Origin of the sequence: Pantoea sp. WMus005 (assembly GCF_013415305.1) — a bacterium.
Lineage (GTDB): Bacteria > Pseudomonadota > Gammaproteobacteria > Enterobacterales > Enterobacteriaceae > Pantoea > Pantoea rara.
Genome location: NZ_JACBXU010000001.1, coordinates 1,473,758 through 1,488,401, shown reverse-complemented (window position 1 = coordinate 1,488,401; position 14,644 = coordinate 1,473,758). Strand labels below are relative to the sequence as shown.

Sequence of the window (14,644 nt, the reverse complement as noted above, 5' to 3'; positions counted from 1 at the left end):
ATGAAACGGATACTGGCGGTATTGACCGGGATGGCGTTACTCAGCGCCTGCACCGTGGTGGATCTGGATGCGGACGGTAACCCGATCATGCCAAAGGATCCGCACGCGAAACCCAGCTATGTCACCCAGACGCCGCAGCAGATTGCGGAGGAGACCTGGCAGCCGCGCGTGATGACCAGCGCAAACAGCCACACGCTGAGCTGGGCTGACATGGAGGCAAAAAGTCAGACGGTTAAACCCGGCGGGCGTGAAAGCGTCTTTGTACGGGCCAGCGGCACGGCCAGCGCCTTTGATGAAAGTAACCCGCGTGAACGCACGCTGACGCTGATGATCAACGGCAAGCCGGTGGCGGTCAGCGTCGGCCCGGTGCTGCGCAGTAATGCTATCCGGGATGCCGCCGGTTTCCGTTTTGAAGAGTTCACTAATCAGGTGCAATACGCTCAGCTGACCCGTGCGCTGAACCGTCATGCGGTGAAGCAGTTGCCGCCGCTGGATGCCAGCTGGGTCAATCAGCCAGTGCAGGCGCTGCTGGCCGTGAGTATCGGACAGAACAGCATTGAAGAAGTGGTAGCGGTTGAGCTGAAGCGGGGGACGCCATGATGGAGGATGAGATCATTCTGCGGGCCGAACAGATCTCAATGCTGTTTCCCGGCACGCTGGCCCTTGATCGTGTCGACTACCGGGTCTGGCGCGGCAAAGTTAACGTCATCATCGGTGAAAACGGCGCGGGCAAATCGACCCTGATGAAGATTCTGGCGGGCGTGCAGCAGCCTACCGCCGGCTCGCTGTTCCTGAATGGCGAGCCGCTGACGCTGAGCAGCACCCGCGACGCCGCCCGGCACGGCATCGGCATGGTGCATCAGGAGCTGAATCTGTTCGAAAACCTTACCGTGGCGGAGAACCTCTTTCTGGGCCGGGAGATCCAGCGTGGCCTGGCGCCGATCAATGAGGCGGAGCAGGCACGGCGCACCGCTGCACTGATGGCGCGTCTCGACCAGCCAATTTCGCCCGGTGAGCGGGTCGGCAATCTCAAAGTGGGTCAGCAGCAGCTGGTGGAGATCGCTAAAGCACTGGCAGAAGATGCAGACATCCTGATCCTTGACGAGCCGACCTCGGCGCTGAGTAAAACCGAAGTGGAGATCCTGTTCCGGGTGATCCGCGACCTGACGCAGCAGGGCGTCACCCTTATCTATATCTCCCACCGGCTGGAAGAGCTGATGGCGATTGGCGACGTAATTACCATTCTGCGCGACGGACGCTTTCAGGCGGAAGCGGCGGTCAGCACCATCGATGTGCCGTGGATCGTTCGCGAGATGCTCGGCAGTGAGCCGATCACCACCTTCCTGCCGGATAAGCGTGAGTCTGGCGCGCCGGTTCTTGAGGCGCAGCACATCACCTGCGTCAGCCCCAACGGCAATACCCTGGTCGATGACGTCAGTTTTCAGGTGCGGGCCGGGGAAATTGTCGGCATTTACGGGCTGATGGGGGCGGGCCGCACCGAGCTGTTTGAGTGTCTGCTAGGCACGCAGCGTCACTATCTGGGTAAGCTGTGGCTCGACAGTAAACCGCTGCCCACCCGCCTGCCCACCGCCGATCGCATCCGCATGGGCATGAGTCTGGTGCCCGAAGATCGTAAACGCGCCGGCATTTTTCCGGTCTCGTCGGTTGCCAGTAACCTCACTATCGCCAGCCTGTGGCGGCGACTGTCGCACCGCTTTGCCATTGCGCATCAGGCGGAGCAGCAGGCGGTAAACCAGACGGTGGGCAACCTGGCGATCAAAATCTCCTCACCGGACGTCGCCATCAGCGCGCTGAGTGGCGGCAACCAGCAGAAAGTGGTGATTGGCCGCGCGCTGCTCACCAATCCGCGTCTGCTGCTGCTGGATGAGCCCAGTCGAGGCATTGATGTCGGGGCTAAAGCCGAGGTGTTTCGCATGATGGTGGCGCTGTCGCAGCAGGGAATTGCGGTGCTGTTCTCCACCTCCGACCTCAAAGAGATTATGGCGGTAGCCGATCGCATCCTGGTGATGTCGGGCGGCAAACTTACGGCTGACCTTCCCCGCGACCAGGCGGAAGAGGCAGCGCTGGTGAAAGCAAGTGCGCAGGGGTTCTGAGCATGAAAAGCAATAACAGCGTCGCGCTGAATACACTTCCGGCGAAAGCGTTCAGTTCACGCGAAAGCATTCTGCTGCTGCTTCTGAAGCTGCGCACTTTTATTGCGCTGATTCTGATCGTCGGCTTCTTTGCCATCACGGTGCCAGACTTTCTCGCCACCGGTAGTCTGGTGATCATGGTGAAACACATCGCCATCAACGCCTTTCTGGCACTGGGCATCACCTTTGTCATTATCACCGCCGGCATTGACCTGTCGATTGGGGCGACGCTGGGGCTGTGCGGCATGATTGCCGGCTGGCTGATCACCAAAGGGATTGTGCTGCCGATGTTTGGCATCGCCATCTTCCCCAGCGTCTGGGTGATTGTGCCGGTGGTGCTGTTAATCGGGGCGCTGATTGGCGCGGGCAATGGCTGGATTATTACCCGCTACAACGTCGCCCCCTTTATCTGCACTCTGGGCACCATGTATATCCTGCGCGGCGCGGCGATGCTCACGTCGGGCGGCGAGACCTTTCCCGGTTTGCAGGGCAATCCGCTGCTGGGCAATACCGGCTTTGATCGGATTGGTGCCGGGACTTTTCTCGGGCTGCCTTACGCCATCTGGATGATGGTGGTGCTGGCGCTGGTGATCGCCTACATCGCCCGACGTCTGCCGTTTGGCCGTCAGGTTTATGCCATCGGCGACAACGAACGCGCCGCTGAACTGTCGGGCGTGAAAACCCGGCAGGTGAAGATTCTGGTCTACACCCTGTCGGGCTTCTGCGCGGCGATTGCCGGCATCGTGGTCTCCTCGCAGCTGGTCGCCAGCCATCCGGCGAACGGCACCGCGTTTGAAATGAATGCGATTGCTGCCGTGGTGCTGGGCGGCACCTCGCTGGCGGGCGGACGCGGCACGATTGTCGGCACGCTGATTGGCGCGTTCGTCATCGGCTTCCTGGCGGATGGCCTGATCATGATGGGCGTAAGTGAATTCTGGCAGATGGTCATCAAAGGCATCGTCATCATCATCGCGGTCATCATCGACCAGACCCAGAGCCGGATGCAGCAGAAGGCGGCGGTCGTGGCTCAGAAAGCATTAATTGAGGAGGGGGCGCCGGCTAAATCCTGAACGCGCTGAACCGGGCGGTTCGGACTGCTGAGCAGAGAACCGTCTGCCCGGTTTAACGGGGACGTTTCGCAAACAAATTTTTTTAACCGATGTGAATATATATTCATAATCGATTTAAAATTCAGAGGTAGCGTATGAATCCTTTCAATCTTCCGGTCGATGACCTTGAGCGCCGGGCGCGGGCTATCCGCCGCCGCATCATTCAGCTTAACGCGGGCAGTCCGGCAGGCGGTCATACCGGCGCTGATCTGTCACAGGTGGAGATCCTCACCGCGCTCTACTTTCGCATTCTGAACTGCGCGCCGGATCGCACGGATGACAATCAGCGTGACATCTACATCCAGTCGAAAGGGCACGCAGTGGGCGGCTATTACTGCGTGCTGGCAGAAGCGGGCTACTTCCCGACCGACTGGCTGGCAACCTATCAGCATGCCGACTCGCCTCTGCCCGGCCATCCGGTTCGGCAGAAAACGCCGGGCGTCGAGCTGAACACCGGCGCACTGGGTCACGGGCTGCCGGTGGCGGTGGGCATCGCTATCGCGGCGAAAAAAGATAACAGTTCGCGCCGCATCTTTGTGGTGACCGGCGATGGTGAGCTGGCGGAAGGCAGTAACTGGGAAGCGGCACTGGTCGCGGCGCATTACGGCCTCGACAACCTGATTATCATCAATGACAAGAACAAGCTGCAACTGGCGGGCGCGACCCGCGACATCATGAACACCGATCCGTTGCCGGAAAAATGGCGCGCTTTTGGACTGGAGGTCACCGAATGCAACGGCAATGCGATGGCGGACGTGGTCAGCACCATTGAAAACCTGTCGAAGAACGGTAAACCGCAGGTCATTGTCGCGCACACCGAAAAGGGATTTGGCGTCTCCTTTATCCAGAGCAAGGCAGAATGGCATCACCGGGTGCCGAAAGGCGAAGAGATCGCACAGGCACTGGAGGAACTGAAAGATGAGTAATGCACAACATTTAGCAAACGTTATGGTAACGGCTTTCATCGACGCGGTGAATCGCGGCGTGGATCTGGTGCCGGTGGTGGCCGACTCAACCTCAACCGCCAAAATTGCGCCCTTTATCAAGGCGTTCCCTGACCGGCTGATTAATGTCGGCATCGCTGAGCAGACGCTGGTGGGCACGGCGGCCGGTCTGGCGTTGGGCGGCAAAGTCGCCGTAACCTGTAACGCCGCGCCGTTTCTGGTGTCACGCGCCAACGAGCAGGTCAAAGTCGATGTCTGCTACAACAACACCAACGTCAAACTGTTCGGGCTGAATTCCGGGGCCAGCTATGGCCCGTTAGCCAGCACCCACCACAGCATTGATGACATCGCGGTGATGCGCGGTTTCGGCAATATCGAGATCTATGCGCCTTCCTGCCCGCTGGAGTGCCGCCAGATCATCGACTACGCCCTTGAGCATGTCGGGCCGGTTTATATCCGTCTGGATGGTAAAGATCTGCCGCAGCTGCACGATGAACGTTATCAGTTCAGACCGGGTGCGATCGATGTGCTGCGGGAAGGCAGTGATATCGCGCTGGTGGCGATGGGCTCAACGGTTCACGAGGTGGTTCACGCCGCAGAGCAACTGGCTGAACAGGGCATTTCAGCCGGTGTGATCGCGGTTCCATCGATTCGACCCTGTGATACCCAACAGCTGCGCAACCTGCTAAATCACTACCCAGCGGTGATTACCGTAGAAGAGCACAACATCAATGGCGGTGTCGGCAGCCTGGTGGCCGAAGTACTGGCGGAAGGCGGCTGCGGTATCCCGTTGTTACGGCTCGGCATCCCGGATGGGGAATATGCGATTGCAGGCGATCGCGCCTCGACCCGCGCCCATCATGGCATCGATGCACGCAGCGTGGTTAACCGTGCAGCGCGCCTCTGCGCAGGAGCATAAAAATGGTGGGACCTCTGATTCTGGCTATCGACGAAGGCACCACCAACGCTAAAGCGATTGCGGTTGATCGCGACGGCTGTGTGGTGGCGCGCGGCAGCCAGAGTTTAACCCTTCAACATCCGCAGCCCGGACTGGCCGAGCAGGACCCTATGGCGATCTGGCAGGCAGTAAAACAGGCGATCACCCACTGCCTGGCGGAGTGCGGCGGGGCACCTGTGGCGGCGGTAGCCATTAGTAACCAGCGCGAGTCGGTGCTGATCTGGCAGCGGCGTGATGGTCAGCCGCTGACGCCGCTGGTGAGCTGGCAGGATAGGCGCTCTGAGTCATTCTGTCGCGATCTGCGGCAGGCGGGTAAAGCGCCCCGCATCACCGGTTTGACTGGCCTGGCCGTTGACCCGATGTTTCCGGCGGCGAAGCTGACCGGCATGCTGGCCGCCATTCCGGACGGCGCGGCGCGGGCGGCGGCCGGGGAGCTGTGTATCGGAACGGTCGACAGCTGGATTAGCTGGCAGCTCAGCGCGGGCGACGTCTTTATTACCGATCATGCCAACGCCTCCCGCACGCAGCTTTACAGCCTGCACCTCAACGACTGGGATGACGAGCTGCTGGCGCTGTTTCAGCTGCCCCGCGCCGCACTGCCGCGCATCACCTCCTCAGCCAGTGAACAGGGCGTGGTCGCGGTGAGTGACATTCCCGGCTTAGCGCCAGGCACGCCGATTCTGGCGCGCATCGGCGATTCCCATGCCGCCTTGCAGGCGCAGCGGCGCGGCGAATCTGAAGTGGTGAAAGCCACCTATGGCACCGGATCTTCCCTGATGATGTCCATGGCGACGCCGCTGCTGACGGAAAATGGCCTCAGCACCACGGTAGCGTGGCACGACGGCACGCTGCGCTATGCGTTTGAAGGCAACATCACCCACACCGGGTCCGGCGCCGCGTGGCTGGGCAAACTGCTTGGCGTGCAGGATCCGCGCGAGCTGACCGCGATGGCACAGCGTTGTGATGACAATCAGGGCATCTATTTTGTTCCGGCGCTCTCTGGCCTGGGCGCACCCTGGTGGGATCTGCAGGCGCGCGGCATGGTATGCGGACTGACGGATGCCGCCACGCCCGACGTGCTGGCGCGGGTGGCGCTGGAGTCAATCGTCTGGCAAATCGCCGACGTCTTTTTTGCCATGGAGCAGGCCAGTGGTCAGCAGCTTCCGGCGCTCTGTGTGGATGGCAGCGCCACCGAAAATAGCTGGCTGATGCAGTTACAGGCGGATGTGTTACAGCGGCCGCTGCAGCGGGTGCCTACCGCCGAGGTTTCCGCGCTGGGTGCGGCACTGCTGGCAGGCAAAGTGCTGGGATGGTGGCAGCAGGGCAGTGATATGCAGGCGCTGCAGGGCGGCAGCGTCATCATGCCGCGTGAAGAGAACGCGCAGCGTTTGCAGGAAAACTATAAAGGCTGGGTCGACGCCGTTACACGCTGTCGTTATCAGCCACATTAATCCCTATCCGGAGCAGAGCCATGACAACACTTCCTCAGCAGTTAACCTTCGGTGTCATTATTGGCAACCGGGGTTTTTTCCCCAGCTATCTGGTGGGCGAGGCGCGCCAGCAGGCGGTCGCGCTGTTTGAAAAGATGAACATCAATACGGTGATGCTCGATGAAACCCAGACCCATCTGGGTGGCGTCGAAACGCGGCAGGAAGCCAAGACCTGCGCCGCGCTGTTTCGTCAGCATCGCGAGAAGATCCACGGCATTGTGGTGCTGTTGCCTAACTTTGGCGATGAAAAGGCGATTGCGGAAGCGCTGCGTCTGGCCGGGCTGAATGTCCCGGTGCTGGTGCAGGCGGAAGAGGACAACCTCGATAAAATGGGGCTGGCAACCCGGCGTGATAGCTTCTGCGGCAAAATCTCACTCTGTAACAACCTCCGGCAATATGGCATCCCGTTTACACTGACCCGCCAGCACGTCTGCGCCCTGAGCGGCGAGGTCTTTATGCAGGATCTGCAGCGGTTCAGCCAGCTCTGTCGGGTGGTGAATGCGATGCGGCGGGTGCGCGTCGGCGCGATTGGTGCGCGGCCCGCCGGATTCAACACCGTGCGCTACAGCGAAAAGCTGCTGGAGAAGATGGGCATCGCGGTGGAAACCCTCGACTTGTCTGAGATCTTTACCCGCACCAACCGGCTGCGCGATGACGATATCCGCGTAGCAGAAAAGCGTGAGATTCTGGAAGCCAACGCCGATGCCCGCGGCATTCCAGGCGACAAACTGGTGACCATGGCCAAGCTGTTTGTCGTCATCAGCGAGTGGATCAGCGACAACGATATTGATACCACGGCCATTCAGTGCTGGACCTCGCTGCAGGAGAATCTGGGGATTAACGTCTGCTCAATTATGAGCGTGATGTCGGGCCAGCTGATGCCCAGCGCCTGCGAAGTGGACGTGATGGGCGCGCTGTCGATGTATGCGCTCGCCAGCTGTTCGCTGAGTCCCGCCTCGCTGGCGGACTGGAACAACAACTTTGGCGACGAACGGGATAAATGCGTGCTGTTTCACTGCGGGAATTTTGCCAGCGCCAGTCTGGAGTCACCGACAATGGGCACAGCGGATATCATCGGCACGACCGTAGGCAAAGAGAACACCTGCGGCGCGGTGCATGGCCGGATGAAGCAGGGCGATCTGACCTATTTTCGCCTCTCAACGGACGACTTTAGCGGCGAAATCAAAGCCTATGTGGGTGAGGGGATGTCGGTTACGGATCCGCTGGATACGGTGGGCTGTCGTGCGGTGATTCAGGTACCACAACTGGAAACGCTGCTGGCGTGGATCTGCCGGAATGGCTTCGAGCATCATGTAGCGATGAACCACTCTGCCACGGCGGGTGTGTTGCAGGAGGCGTTCAGTGAGTATCTCGGCGTGAGCTGCTATCAGCATCAGTAGGCGGTAAGACTGAATGCCCGCCCTCCCGTGAACAGGAGGGCGGGCAGAAACTTAGCGCGCCATTCTGCGCACCTCGTCATCTTCATTCGGCACTGCTACCAGATCGACGGGTGGCAGATTACCGCCGCTGAACTCAACCTGACGAATCGGGAAGGCAAAGCGGATATTCCGCTCTTCCAGTGCCGCCATCAGCTGCAGGTTAATCTCCTGCTGAATATCCATGTACTTATTGTAATCCGCGTCCAGCACAAAATAGACCACTTCGAAGGTCAGTTTTGAGTCCTCAAAGGCCAGGAAATGGGCGCGGTCAAAACGGGTGGTTTCAACGCCCTGAATAATCTCTTTCACCAGCGGGCTAATCTCCCGGACCTGCTCAGAGGGTGTGGCGTAGCTGATACCAAACTTAAACACGATGCGGCGCTGCTGCATGCGCTTGTAGTTGTGGATCGTCTGCTGCAACAGAATGGTATTTGAGCAGACAATCTGCTCGCCACTCAGGCTGCGCAGTCGGGTCGTTTTCAGACCGATATGTTCGATGGAACCGGCAATGTCACCAAAGACAATAAAATCGCCATGTTCAAACGGCTTATCAAAGCCTATCGCCAGCGACGCAAACACATCGCTCAGCACGGTCTGAATCGCCAGCGCTATCGCGATACCGCCGACGCCCAGGCTGGCGACCAGTGCGGTAATGTTGATGCCCATGTTCGACAGAATGGCCAGGAACATCATGATCCAGACCACCACCCGCAGCAGAATCCCGAGGATCACTGTGGTGACCGGATTACGCACATGCAGCGGGTCGCGCAGCAGACTTTTCAGCCATAGCCGGATGCCGCAGTCGATCCACAGCGCCAGCTGCACAATCAGCGCCAGGAACCAGCCGTGCGCGATGGTTACGCTCCAGGACGCGGGCAGATCGACAAACTTCAGGGCAATCAGCAGCGAAAAGATCAGCAACAGGGTCTGGCTGGTACTGCGCAGTATCTCCACCAGAATCGCGGTGGCGCGGACATGGCGATGCTCGCTATAAAGGGCAATCCGGTTGGAGATAAAGCGAATCAGAGTACGTAATACCCAGTAAATGACCAGGGTGGAAACCACTACGATAGCGCTGTTAAGCCAGAGTTCCTGATTAAAAAAGAGGGATTGAAAACGACGTGAAGAGAGCCAGTTTTCCATTGGGGAGGGTCTCCTTGCTGGGTTCCGGTTTAAAAGAAAACAAGCAAGAAGCATAGCCTGGATGCAACCCATGTGTGTGGCGCATCCGTAAAGCCGTTACTGAAAACGGGTCGATTTATCGCGTGCCAGCCGCTCCAGGGCAAAAATAATCTGCTGAAGCTGCCGCTCCTGCGCCGGGTTCAGCGTGGCAAACCGGAAGCTCAGGCGGGGTGTGATCAGGGTTTCATTTTTGCGGGTCACGACACAGCGCTCGCCAATATTCAGTAGCTTCACCGGCACTTCAAAAATGCCATATTCGCCCAGCTCGACCCGGAACGAGTTGAAGCTGTCACCGTTCTGCAATCCTTCGGGTAACGGTTCATCCACCAGCACGCCAAGACCGCCCAGGGAGAGATCCTGTAACCGCAGGCGCGTTTTACGGCCATCCGGCCACGCGGTGTGACACCAGAACTGCGGCTCCAGCGGGGCGCAGACCCGGAAAAACTCCCGACGCTGAATCTGCCACAGCAGGTCCGGCAGCGGCGCGCTGAAAGCGGGTAAGCCTTCAAAATCTATGCGTTCCAGTGAGGTCAGGCTGAATTCCACCTTTGCACCGAAAGTTTCAGCGGTGATGCTGAGATCGTCGCTGGTCAGGGCATAGTCGTTATCCAGGTTATTACTGCCAAGATCAAACACCAGACGATCTTTATCGGCCGTCAGCATCCTGCTGATGAACTGCCCACGTGGAAACCGTACCAGCAACGGCGTCTGATGCCGCAGCAGATCTTTCATAACGCCCAGAACCGCCAGCGTGCCACGTTTTAGATATTGTTCCTGGTCGGCTTCTTTCACGTCCTGCTCCACAAGGGGGTTACTTTGTTTATGCTGTTTTTTTGTCTCGTTTCGGTTATCGGCGCGGCTAAAAAAAGCTTTAATCTGCGGCTCATAAATAATAACCGTGAGCAGGCAAGCAATTTTCAAAAAGATGACTATACTTATCGCGGTAAACCGCTTGATAAATCAGGCGTTCACGATTTAATCATAAAAAGGAAGGAGCAACAGATGGGTATTATTTCCTGGATCGTCTTTGGCTTAATCGCAGGTATTCTGGCGAAGTGGATTATGCCGGGTAAAGACGGTGGCGGTTTCATTCTGACTATCGTGCTGGGTATTATCGGTGCCGTAGTGGGTGGCTGGATCAGTACGCTGTTTGGCTTCGGCCGCGTCGATGGCTTTAACTTCGGCAGTTTTGTGGTCGCAGTGATCGGTGCCATCGTGGTGCTGTTCGTTTACCGCAAAGTACGCAGTTAACCGTAACAGTTTCAACAGAAAAGGGGACGAAGCGATTCGTCCCCTTTTTTTATCGTTTACTCTGCCATCAGAAGTCGTAACCGACTGTCGCCATCACGCTGCGCTCTGCGCCCCAGTAGCAATAGCCCGTGCCGTAGCAGCCCGCCACATAGGTACGGTCGGTCAGGTTATTGGCGTTGACCTGCACCCATGCGCCTTTCAGGCTGCTGTTCCAGACGCCGAGATCGGCCCGCACTGAGGCATCGAACAGCGTCACCGACGGCACGCGCGTGGTGTTTTCATTGTCCGCCCACTGTTTGCCGATGTAACGCACGCCCGCGCCCGCACTCAGACCGTAATCAAACTGATAGTGACCCCAGAGTGCCGCCATGCTGTTAGGGGTAACGTACGGCGTATGACCGCTGTTGCCATCCACCGAATCTTTAAAGCGCAGATGATTCAGCGTATAGCTCGCCACGGTGCTAAGACGCGGGGTTAACTGATTACGCGCTTCAAGCTCGATACCCTGTGAATGAACTTTGCCCGATGGCGTAAAGTACGGCGTCGGTGCTTCCCGGTTCGCCACATCTTTCTGCGTCAGGTCATAGACCGCCACGCTGTAGAGATCGCGGGTGCCGATCGGCTGATATTTCACGCCGGCTTCATACTGCTCGGCGGTGGTCGGCTTCAGCAGGTTATTGTTGGAATCGGTAAGCGCGGCCGGGGTAATCGCCTGGCTCCAGCTCACATAAGGCGAGATACCGTTGTCGAAGGCATAGAGCAGGGCTGCACGACCACTGATGTGATCATCCTGACGACGATCGCTGCCGCTGTTATTGGCGACGATGCGGTCATAACGGCCGGAGAGATCAAGATGCCAGCGATCCAGCTTCATCTCATCCTGCAGATAGAGGCCGGTCTGGTAGTAGCGGCGGGTACTATCTGCCCAGGCGTGGTCAGGCATCTCACCCACCTGCTCGCCGGTCACGGCATTAAGCTGGTTAGCTGAACCGCTGGCCTCACTAATCTCATTTTTGTAACGATGATACTCGGCACCCAGCGTCACGCGGTGCTCCAGTTCGCCCGTGTTGAACTCTGCCGTTAAACGGTTATCGGTGGACCATGCAGAGAGCGACGAGCGTTCGCCAGAGTAGTAGCGGTTCAGCAGATCGGGATTATTTTCATCCCAGCCAATCTGATAGACCTGATCGAGATCGACATTTGAGTGGCTGTAGCTGCCGGTCGAGGAGAACGACCAGACGTCGTTAAAACGATGGGCGAAATCGAAGCTGTAGATCTGTTCGTGCCGCTTGAACTGATCGAGATCGCTGTTGCCCTCATAAAAGCCGTTGCTCAGCTTGTAGCCGTTGTGTTCGGTGAGGCTGCCGTCTCCCGGTACAGAACCGTGATAGCCGCCTGAGGGATCTTTCTGCAGATAGGCTTTCAGGATCAGATGAGTATCTTCATCCGGCTGCCACATCAGCTGCGGCATCAGCGCATATTTCTCTTCGCGGGTGTGATCGTACTGGGTATCGCTGTTGCGGGTTACGCCGGTCAGGCGAAACGCCCACTGATCGTTGATCGCATTGGTATAGTCAAACATCGTGCCGGTGGTGGCGTTGCTGCCTGCCTGCAGCTGGATGTGACCCTCTTCCGCGAACTGAGGACGCTTGGTCACCATGTTCACCAGCCCACCCGGCACCGTCTGGCCATAAAGCGCAGAAGAGGGGCCTTTGATGACGTCGATGCGCTCAAGGAAGGCGTTATCTACCTGCAATGCGTTGAAACTGCCGCCATCGCTCATCAGCCGCATACCGTCGAGGAAGGTGTTATCGACATCGCCGCCGTGGAAGCCACGCAGAGCAATAGTGTCATAACGGGTCGCCGCACCGCCGAAGTTGGTGAAGACACCGGAGCTGTAGCCCAGCGCCTGGTTCAGGGTCAGTGCACCCTGATCCTGCATCTGCTGGCGGGTGACCACGGATATCGATTGCGGTGTGGTAATCAGCGGACGATCGCTTTTGGTTGCGCCCTGGCTGGTGGTCGCCAGATAGCCCTGGGTCGGCGAGGTCGAATCTTCCTGCGGCTGGGCAGTGACCACCATATCGGCAGCATAACTCAAAGCAGGCGCGGTCAGCGCCAGGATGCAGAGGCGAATATGACCTTTCAGCGACAATGACAGTTTCATCAAAATTCCTTTCTTGGCAAAGGTTCAGGCAGGTGAATAAAATTATTGATAGGCAATCTCATTATCATAATGAGAACTATTACCCTTTGTAAATTGGCTGCAATTTTGCCTGTTGATGTAAGAAGGTCAAGTAAAATTCGCTGAAATGCGGTGCGGATACCTCCGGCGGGGCCAGAGGTATCCAGAGTGGATCAGTTTTGCGAGGCAGACGCCTGAGGAATATCGTGGGCGCTGTTACAGGTTTTATCTTTCGGGCAGTACTTATCCAGCAGTTTCAGCGTGACGCCGTTGGTCCAGCCAAAGCCATCCTGTAGCGGATACTCACCGCCGCCACCGCCGCCGAGATTTTTGCCGTCAACGACATATTTCTCAACCAGCTTATGCTCACGGTCATAGGTGTTCTGGACGTTTTGCAGGAAGCGTAAGCCGACCTCTTTCGCCAGTTTCGGCTGGTTGTAGTGCTCCAGACCCTCCACGGCAACCCACTGCAGCGGTGCCCAGCCATTCGGCGCGTCCCACTGCTGACCGTTGTTCACGGTAGTGGTCACCAGACCGCCGGGTTTCAGCAGCTGTTTTTCCACTGCGCTGGCGGTGCTTTCAGCCTGTTTGTCACTGGCGACCTGCAGATAGAGCGGGAACAGGGCCGCAGCCGTCAGCTGCGGATGGACCTGTTTTTTCTGCCAGTCATAATCGGCATACCAGTTCTGTTTGCTGTCCCACAGATAGCGGTTGATTGCGGCCTGGCGCTTCTCCGCGCGATCGGCAAACTGCTTCGCCAGATCGCTCTGCTTGTTCATCTGGTAGCCTTTTGACAGTGTCTGCTCCAGATGGAACATCAGGCTGTTAAGGTCAACCGGGGCCAGCTGTGTGGTGCGAATTGTCGACAGGTTATGCGCATCGGTAAACCAGCGCGAACTGAAATCCCAGCCTGATGCTGCACCGGAACGCAGCTCGCGATAGAGTTCCGCTTTATTGCGCTGCGGCGCTTTCTGCGCGGTAGCTATGTCATCCATCCAGGATTCGGTGCGTGGCACGTCGCGCGCATCCCAGTAGCGGTTGAGCAGGGTGCCATCCGTCAGCTTTATGACCCGCTTACTGGCCGCGCCTGACACCACTTTATCGCTATCCGCCATCCAGTAGTCATACTCTTTCTGCAGCTGCGGCAGGTAGCGAACATAGGCTTTGCCGTCATCGTGTGTCGCCAGCAGATCAACCATCAGGCTGAAGAACGGTGGCTGTGAACGACTCAGGTAGTAGCTGCGGTTGCCGTTGGGGATGTGGCCATAACGGTCGAGGAGTGAGGCGAAGTTATCCGTCATATCCTGCACTTTGTCCCAGTGTCCGCTCTCGGCCAGCCCCAGCATGGTGAAGTAGCTGTCCCAGTAATAGACTTCGCGGAAACGCCCGCCCGGCACCACGTAGGGCTTAGGCAACGGCAGCAGGGAATCATACTGACCGGCGCTGCTGGTGGTGCGCGTCAGTACCGGCCACAGGCCATCAATGTGTTCACGCAGGTTTTGTCCGGCAGGCGGCACATATTTATCACCGGCAGTGGGCAGGGTGAAGTTGGTATCAACAAAATGCTTAAGATCGAAGTTGCGCTGTTTCTTCTGCATCTGCCAGTCGGCAAGAATCGACGCGGGATCGAATTTCGGCACCGCATCCGCAAAGGTCTTTTGATCGGGATAGAACTTCGCCTGTTGCACGGCGTTAAATAGCGGCCCTAAACGCACATCCGGCGGCTGCGGCTGATTATTCAGCATGCGGCTGTTGTCGTCGGCATGGGTGGTGAAAGCGGGAACGCTCAGCAGCAACGTGAGCAGAAAGGGCGCATAACGCTGACGCCGTGAGTCGGCGCTTACCTCAATTTTTGTCATCGGTTTTTCTCCTTGTCCGAAATGCGGCCGCGCGTAACGCATTGACCACAGGTCCAACTTTAGACCTTATCTGA

The 14,644-nt window shown here is 58.0% G+C and carries 12 protein-coding genes; 8 read left to right on the top strand and 4 right to left on the bottom strand.

Annotation, left to right across the window (positions count from 1 at the left end; translation table 11 throughout):
• The 7 genes from HZZ01_RS06695 to HZZ01_RS06665 all read left to right on the top strand — a co-directional run bounded on the left by HZZ01_RS06695 (position 1) and on the right by HZZ01_RS06665 (position 8,054).
• The gene (locus tag HZZ01_RS06695; RefSeq protein ID WP_179896017.1) at positions 1 to 600 is read left to right on the top strand and encodes a DUF2291 family protein; all 600 of its coding nucleotides are present in this window, start codon (positions 1 to 3) and stop codon (positions 598 to 600) included.
• On the top strand, positions 600 to 2,114 hold the full coding sequence (locus HZZ01_RS06690; RefSeq protein WP_179897110.1) for a sugar ABC transporter ATP-binding protein: 1,515 nt from the start codon (positions 600 to 602) through the stop codon (positions 2,112 to 2,114). Before HZZ01_RS06695 ends, HZZ01_RS06690 begins: the two co-directional genes overlap by 1 nt.
• Before the next feature lie 2 nt (positions 2,115 to 2,116).
• The gene (locus HZZ01_RS06685; RefSeq protein WP_003851388.1) at positions 2,117 to 3,223 is read left to right on the top strand and encodes an ABC transporter permease; all 1,107 of its coding nucleotides are present in this window, start codon (positions 2,117 to 2,119) and stop codon (positions 3,221 to 3,223) included.
• Positions 3,224 to 3,357: 134 nt separating this feature from the next.
• On the top strand, positions 3,358 to 4,188 hold the full coding sequence (locus tag HZZ01_RS06680) for a transketolase (RefSeq protein ID WP_179896016.1): 831 nt from the start codon (positions 3,358 to 3,360) through the stop codon (positions 4,186 to 4,188).
• Complete coding sequence (locus tag HZZ01_RS06675; RefSeq protein WP_179896015.1) at positions 4,181 to 5,125, top strand: transketolase family protein; 945 nt, start codon at positions 4,181 to 4,183, stop codon at positions 5,123 to 5,125. Before HZZ01_RS06680 ends, HZZ01_RS06675 begins: the two co-directional genes overlap by 8 nt.
• A 2-nt stretch (positions 5,126 to 5,127) precedes the next feature.
• The gene (locus tag HZZ01_RS06670) at positions 5,128 to 6,615 is read left to right on the top strand and encodes an FGGY family carbohydrate kinase (RefSeq protein WP_179896014.1); all 1,488 of its coding nucleotides are present in this window, start codon (positions 5,128 to 5,130) and stop codon (positions 6,613 to 6,615) included.
• Between the two features lie 20 nt (positions 6,616 to 6,635).
• Positions 6,636 to 8,054 (top strand): L-fucose/L-arabinose isomerase family protein, encoded by a 1,419-nt coding sequence (locus tag HZZ01_RS06665; RefSeq protein ID WP_179896013.1) that lies wholly within the window; start codon positions 6,636 to 6,638, stop codon positions 8,052 to 8,054.
• A gap of 51 nt (positions 8,055 to 8,105) precedes the next feature.
• Here HZZ01_RS06665 and HZZ01_RS06660 read toward each other — a convergent pair whose 3' ends face one another.
• Both HZZ01_RS06660 and HZZ01_RS06655 read right to left on the bottom strand, forming a co-directional pair.
• Positions 8,106 to 9,236, bottom strand: coding sequence for a mechanosensitive ion channel family protein (locus HZZ01_RS06660; RefSeq protein ID WP_179896012.1), 1,131 nt, complete (start codon positions 9,234 to 9,236; stop codon positions 8,106 to 8,108).
• A 96-nt stretch (positions 9,237 to 9,332) separates the two neighbouring features.
• A complete protein-coding gene (locus HZZ01_RS06655) occupies positions 9,333 to 10,067 on the bottom strand; it encodes a flagellar brake protein (RefSeq protein ID WP_179896011.1) in 735 nt (244 codons plus the stop codon).
• Positions 10,068 to 10,277: 210 nt separating this feature from the next.
• Between HZZ01_RS06655 and HZZ01_RS06650 the strand changes: the two genes are divergently transcribed.
• Positions 10,278 to 10,526, top strand: a complete 249-nt coding sequence (locus HZZ01_RS06650) for a GlsB/YeaQ/YmgE family stress response membrane protein (RefSeq protein WP_013357556.1) — start codon at positions 10,278 to 10,280, stop codon at positions 10,524 to 10,526.
• Between the two features lie 67 nt (positions 10,527 to 10,593).
• Here the strand turns inward: HZZ01_RS06650 and HZZ01_RS06645 are convergent, their stop codons facing one another.
• Together HZZ01_RS06645 and treA are read right to left on the bottom strand one after the other, a co-directional pair.
• A complete protein-coding gene (locus HZZ01_RS06645; RefSeq protein ID WP_179896010.1) occupies positions 10,594 to 12,693 on the bottom strand; it encodes a TonB-dependent siderophore receptor in 2,100 nt (699 codons plus the stop codon).
• A gap of 191 nt (positions 12,694 to 12,884) precedes the next feature.
• Entirely contained in the window at positions 12,885 to 14,570 is a 1,686-nt protein-coding gene (treA, locus tag HZZ01_RS06640) for an alpha,alpha-trehalase TreA (protein ID WP_179896009.1), read from the bottom strand.
• Positions 14,571 to 14,644: the final 74 nt, after the last annotated feature.